9 protein-coding genes are annotated in these 5,462 nt (G+C 67.9%); all 9 read left to right on the top strand.

The window, feature by feature from the left end:
- On the top strand, positions 1 to 252 hold a 252-nt coding region (gene rpsH, locus VHK87_RS16015; RefSeq protein ID WP_329635892.1), incomplete at its 5' end, for a 30S ribosomal protein S8.
- Position 253: 1 nt separating this feature from the next.
- Positions 254 to 787 (top strand): 50S ribosomal protein L6, encoded by a 534-nt coding sequence (rplF, locus tag VHK87_RS16010; RefSeq protein WP_329635891.1) that lies wholly within the window; start codon positions 254 to 256, stop codon positions 785 to 787.
- Positions 788 to 790: 3 nt separating this feature from the next.
- Positions 791 to 1,144, top strand: coding sequence for a 50S ribosomal protein L18 (rplR, locus tag VHK87_RS16005; protein ID WP_329635890.1), 354 nt, complete (start codon positions 791 to 793; stop codon positions 1,142 to 1,144).
- Positions 1,145 to 1,154: 10 nt separating this feature from the next.
- A complete protein-coding gene (gene rpsE / locus VHK87_RS16000) occupies positions 1,155 to 1,769 on the top strand; it encodes a 30S ribosomal protein S5 (RefSeq protein ID WP_329635889.1) in 615 nt (204 codons plus the stop codon).
- A 6-nt stretch (positions 1,770 to 1,775) separates the two neighbouring features.
- Positions 1,776 to 1,955, top strand: a complete 180-nt coding sequence (gene rpmD, locus VHK87_RS15995) for a 50S ribosomal protein L30 (protein WP_329635888.1) — start codon at positions 1,776 to 1,778, stop codon at positions 1,953 to 1,955.
- Between the two features lie 102 nt (positions 1,956 to 2,057).
- Positions 2,058 to 2,543: a 50S ribosomal protein L15 gene (rplO, locus tag VHK87_RS15990; RefSeq protein WP_329635887.1), complete on the top strand. Its 486-nt coding sequence runs from the start codon at positions 2,058 to 2,060 to the stop codon at positions 2,541 to 2,543.
- A 140-nt stretch (positions 2,544 to 2,683) separates the two neighbouring features.
- Positions 2,684 to 4,033 carry a preprotein translocase subunit SecY gene (gene secY / locus VHK87_RS15985; RefSeq protein ID WP_329635886.1) on the top strand — a complete coding sequence of 450 codons (1,350 nt, stop codon included), beginning with the start codon at positions 2,684 to 2,686 and terminating at the stop codon, positions 4,031 to 4,033.
- 51 nt (positions 4,034 to 4,084) lie between these two features.
- A complete protein-coding gene (locus VHK87_RS15980; RefSeq protein WP_329635885.1) occupies positions 4,085 to 4,657 on the top strand; it encodes an adenylate kinase in 573 nt (190 codons plus the stop codon).
- A 460-nt stretch (positions 4,658 to 5,117) separates the two neighbouring features.
- The coding region (gene rpsM / locus VHK87_RS15975; RefSeq protein ID WP_329635884.1) for a 30S ribosomal protein S13 at positions 5,118 to 5,462 on the top strand (345 nt) is incomplete at its 3' end.

Here is a 5,462-nt window from a genome sequence, read left to right as displayed (position 1 = left end):
CACCTCGTCGAGAAGCCGGGCGCCTTCCCGGAATTCGAGATCGAGCTGAAGTACTTCGACAACCAGCCGGTGATCATCGAGATCAGCCGCGTGTCGAAGCCCGGCCGCCGCGTCTATTCGTCGATCGCCGACCTGAAGCCGATCAAGAACGGCCTCGGGATCTCGATCCTGTCGACGCCCAAGGGCGTCATGTCCGACACCGCCGCCCGCGAAGCCAACGTCGGCGGCGAAGTGCTCTGCCGGGTCTATTGAGATGTCGCGGATCGGAAAAAAGCCGGTGACCATCCCCTCTGGGGTGACGGTCACCATCGACGGCCAGACGGTCACGGTGAAGGGGCCCAAGGGCCAACTCTCCTGGACGCTCGCCGAAGAGATCGAGCCGCGCCTGGAAGGGTCGGAACTCACCCTGGCCAAGCGCAACGACAGCACCCGGGCGCAAGCCATGTGGGGCCTTTCGCGCACCCTGGTCAGCAACATGGTGCAGGGCGTGACCACCGGCTACGAGCGCGCGCTCGAGCTGGTCGGCGTCGGTTACCGGGCCGCGATGAAGGGCAATGCGCTCTCCATGCAGCTGGGCTTCTCGCACGAGGTGGACATCAAGCCGCCTGAGGGGATCACCTTCGCCACGCCCAAGCAGACCGAAATCCGCATCAGCGGCATCGACAAGCAGCTGGTCGGCGAGATCGCCGCCCAGATTCGCCGCATCCGTCCGCCCGAGCCTTACAAGGGCAAGGGCGTGCGCTACGCCGGCGAGAAGGTCCGCCGCAAGGAAGGCAAGAAGAAGTAGGCCATGTCTATCTCTGCTCGTGACTCCACCCAGCGGCGCGCCCAGCGCAATCGGACGCGCCTGCGCAAGCTGGCGAACGGCCGTCTGCGCCTGTCGGTGTTCCGCTCGTCCAAGAACATCTACGCCCAGGTCATCGATGATGAGCGCGGCGTGACCGTCGCGGCCGCCTCCACGCTCGAGGGCGACAAGGCGAAGGGCGCGGACAAGGACGCCGCCGCCAAGGTCGGCGCGCTGATCGCCCAGCGCGCCATCGAGAAGGGCGTCAAGGACGTCGTCTTCGACCGCGGGGGCTACCTCTATCACGGCCGGGTCAAGGCCCTGGCCGACGCCGCGCGCGAAGCCGGCCTGAATTTCTAAGGAACCCAAGATGGCTCGTGGAAGCGAACAAGGCGGCGGCGGACGCGATCGGCGTGACCGGCGGGGCGGACCCCAGCAGGACGACCGCGCCGATTCCGACATCGTCGAGAAGCTGGTTCACATCAACCGCGTCGCGGCGACCGTGAAGGGCGGCCGGCGCTTCTCGTTCGCCGCCCTCATGGTGGTGGGCGACCAGAAGGGCCGCGTCGGCTTCGGCCATGGCAAGGCGCGCGAAGTGCCGGAAGCCATCCGCAAGGCGACCGAGGAAGCCAAGAAGTCGATGATCCGCGTGCCGCTGCGCGAGAGCCGCACCCTGCACCACGACGGCGCCGGCCGTTGGGGCGCGGGCAAGGTGATGGTTCGCGCCGCTGCTCCGGGCACCGGCGTGATCGCCGGCGGCCCGATGCGCGCCGTGCTGGAAACGCTGGGCGTGCAGGACGTCGTGGGCAAGTCGATCGGCTCGTCCAACCCCTACAACATGGTGCGCGCGACCTTCGAGGCGCTGAAGGCCCAGGCCTCGCCTCGCCAGGTCGCCGCCAAGCGCGGCAAGAAGGTGGCTGACGTGATCGGCCGCCGCGCCGACGGCGCCTCCGCCGCGGCGCCCGCCGCCGACGCCGAGGGATAAGCTGCGATGGCTCAGATCAAAGTCCGTCAGACCGGCAGCCCGATCCGCCGCAAGAACGACCAGCGCGCCACCCTGGTGGGCCTGGGCCTGAACCGCGTCGGCCGCGTGTCGACCCTGGAAGACACCCCCGCCGTGCGCGGGATGATCGCCAAGGTCCGCCACATGGTCGAAGTGATCGACGGCTAGTCCGAACACCGAAGCGCCCCGCCCACGCGGGGCGCTCACATATCGAATCCATGCCGAGTCGGGACTTCTGGTCCCGGCGACTGATCTCCAAGGAGAGGCGAGATGACCAAGCTGAACGAACTGGCCCCGCGCGAGGGCTCGACCAAGGGCCGCATGCGCGTCGGCCGCGGCCCGGGCTCGGGCAAGGGCAAGACCGCCGGCCGCGGCGTGAAGGGCCAGAAGTCCCGGACCGGCGTCGCCATCGCCGGCTTCGAAGGCGGCCAGATGCCGCTGCACATGCGCATGCCCAAGCGCGGCTTCAACAACCCCTTCGCCAAGGACTTCGCCGAGGTGAACCTGTGGCGCATCGAGCAGGCGATCGCCGCCGGCACGCTCGACGCCACGGCGCCGATTGACGCCGACGCCCTGGTCAAGGCCGGCGTGCTGCGCCGCGCCAAGGACGGCGTGAAGCTGCTCGGCAAGGGCGAGCTGAAGTCCAAGCTGAACCTGACCGTCTATTCCGCCTCCGCCTCGGCCCGCCAGGCCGTGGAGGCCGCCGGCGGCCAGCTGACCCTGACCCGTCCCGAGCCCGCCGCTCAGGAAGGCTGATTCCGCTGGCTCATCCCGCTGTCCGGGACCCCGTGTCGCGCACAAGACGCTGGGTCCCGGCGCCCGCCGATGCTACGGCCGGGATGACGAACGGAAGAGCGGCGCCTATGTGTGAGCACGCACCAGTCGTGGGGATCTAAATGGCTTCGGCCGCCGAACAGCTCGCAGCCAACATGAACATCGGCGCCTTCGCAAAGGCGACCGAGCTTCACAAGCGCATCTGGTTCACGCTGGGAGCGCTGATCGTCTACCGGATCGGCACCTTCATCCCGATCCCGGGCATCGACCCGGCCGCCTTCGCCCAGGCCTTCGAAGGCCAGAGCCAGGGCATCCTGGGCATGTTCAACATGTTCTCGGGCGGCGCCGTCGAGCGGATGGCCATCTTCGCCCTGAACGTGATGCCGTACATCTCGGCCTCGATCATCGTTCAGTTGCTGGGCACCATCTATCCGCCCTGGGAGAAGCTTCGGAAGGAAGGCGGGGAGGCGGGGCGCAAGACGCTCAACCAGTACACCCGCTACCTGACCGTGGTGCTGGCGGTCTTCCAGTCGTTCGGCATCGCCTCGGCGCTGTCGGCGCAGCCGGGGCTGGTGACCAGCGCCGGGCCATTCTTCATCATCTCCACGGTCGTCACCCTCACGGGCGGCACCATGTTCCTGATGTGGCTGGGCGAGCAGATGACCAGCCGCGGCGTCGGCAACGGCGTCTCCCTGATTATCTTCGCGGGCATCGTCGCCGGGCTCCCCGGCGGAATCCTGCGGCTGTTCAACCTCGGCGCCACCGGCGGCATCCCGACCATCGCGGTGCTGCTGATCGCGGCCATCGCCGTGGCCGTGGTCGTGGCGATCGTGTTCATGGAACGCTCCCAGCGCCGGCTGCTGGTGCAGTATCCCAAGCGCCAGCAGGGCAACCGGATGTTCGGCGGCGATACCTCGTTTCTGCCGCTGAAAATCAACACCGCCGGGGTCATCCCGCCGATCTTCGCCTCGAGCCTGCTGCTGCTGCCGACGACGGTGATGGGCTTCCTGGCCACCGCCGACCTGCCCGAGTGGGCGCAGTGGCTGCCGACCGCGGCAGCCCAGCTGCAGAACGGCCAGCCGCTGTTCATGGTGATGTACGGTGCGCTGATCGTCTTCTTCTGCTTCTTCTACACCTCGGTCGTGTTCAATCCGGAGGACACGGCGGAGAACCTGCGCAAGTACGGCGGCTTCCTGCCGGGCATCCGCCCCGGCAAGCGGACGGCCGAGTACCTGGATTTCGTGCTCACCCGGCTGACGGTGATCGGCGCCGCCTACATCACCGCCGTCTGCCTGCTGCCCGAGGCGCTGATCAGCTTCTACAACGTGCCCTTCTATCTGGGCGGGACGTCGATCCTGATCGTGGTCAGCGTGACCATGGATACGGTCACCCAGATCCAGTCGCACCTGCTGGCGCACCAGTACGAAGGCCTGATCAAGAAGTCGAAGCTGCGCGGCTCGCGCCGGTCCTAAGAAGCATAATCGCCGGGCCGAGGGGGCTCCGGCCGGGGGAGGGGTCTTTCAATGAACTTGATCCTGTTCGGCCCGCCTGCGGCGGGGAAGGGAACTCAGGCCAAGCGGCTGGTCGACGGCCGCGGCATGATCCAGCTCTCCACCGGCGACATGCTGCGGGCCGCGATCGCCTCCAAGTCCGAGCTCGGCCAGAAGGTCGAGGGCATCCTCCAGCGCGGCGAACTGGTCAGCGATGCGATCGTCGTGGCGCTGATCGAGGAGCGGCTGCCGGAGACCGAAGCCGCAGCCGGGGCCATCTTCGACGGCTTTCCCCGCACTGTCGCGCAGGCCCAGGCGCTGGACACCATGCTGGCCGGCCGGGGCAAGAAGATCGACCTGGTGATCCGGCTGAAAGTGGACGATGCGGAGCTGATGAAGCGCATCGCCGGCCGCTTCGCCGAGTCCGGCCGCGCCGACGACAATCCCGAAAGCTTCAAGGTGAGGCTCGACGCCTACAACACCCAGACGGCGCCGCTGCTGCCCTACTACCAGGGCCAGGGCAAGCTGGTGGAAGTCGACGGCATGGCGTCCGTCGAGGAGGTCGCCGCCCAGATCGACAAGGCGCTGGCCGCAGCGGTCAGCTGAGATCCTGAATCCGACCGTCTCGCCGAAACTGTTCCGGCGACCCGGCCCGTCGCGCTGCCCGGCCCCCGTCAGGATGGGTGGCTGGCGGAACTACGCAAATACGATGTCGCTCTCGCTGAGCTGACCGGGGCGCGATCCCGACGACGGCGATAGCGGCGCCCTGGAAGCCGGTGAGGGTGTCTCGCGGCCGGCGCAGGCTGCGCCGCGATCAGGGTCTGGAAGTCAAGCGGGTCGGACACGGCTGCGAAGGTTGCGCCGCCAAGAGGCAGTCCATCGCCCCGGTTCGCGTGGGGCTTGCGAAGTCGCCCGGCCGTCACGATTTGGGGCATTCCGCATTGACTGAGGCGCCTCGATCCCTATAAGGGAGCGCTTCCGCGAAAGGGCGCGAAGGACGTGCCGGCCCGGTTTGTCAGGGCCGGGGCGCCGTTCGCGCTTTTGGCGTGACCAGGAGATTACCCGCGTGGCCCGCATCGCAGGCGTCAACATTCCCACGAACAAGCGCGTCGTGATCGCGCTTCAGTACATCCATGGCATCGGCTCGGCGAAAGCCCGCGAGATTGTCAGCAAGGTCGGCATCGAGGACGCTCGACGCGTCAACCAGCTGACGGACCAGGAAGTGCTTCAGATCCGCGAAGCCATCGACCGTGACTACACGGTCGAGGGCGACCTGCGTCGCGAGACGGCGGTCAATATCAAGCGGCTGATGGACCTGGCCTGCTACCGCGGCCTGCGCCACCGCAAGGGCCTTCCGGTCCGCGGTCAGCGCACGCACACCAACGCCCGCACCCGCAAGGGCCCGGCCAAG

Origin of the sequence: Phenylobacterium sp. (assembly GCF_036263695.1) — a bacterium.
Classification (GTDB): Bacteria; Pseudomonadota; Alphaproteobacteria; order Caulobacterales; family Caulobacteraceae; genus Phenylobacterium.
This window is presented reverse-complemented; position numbering and strand designations above follow the sequence as displayed.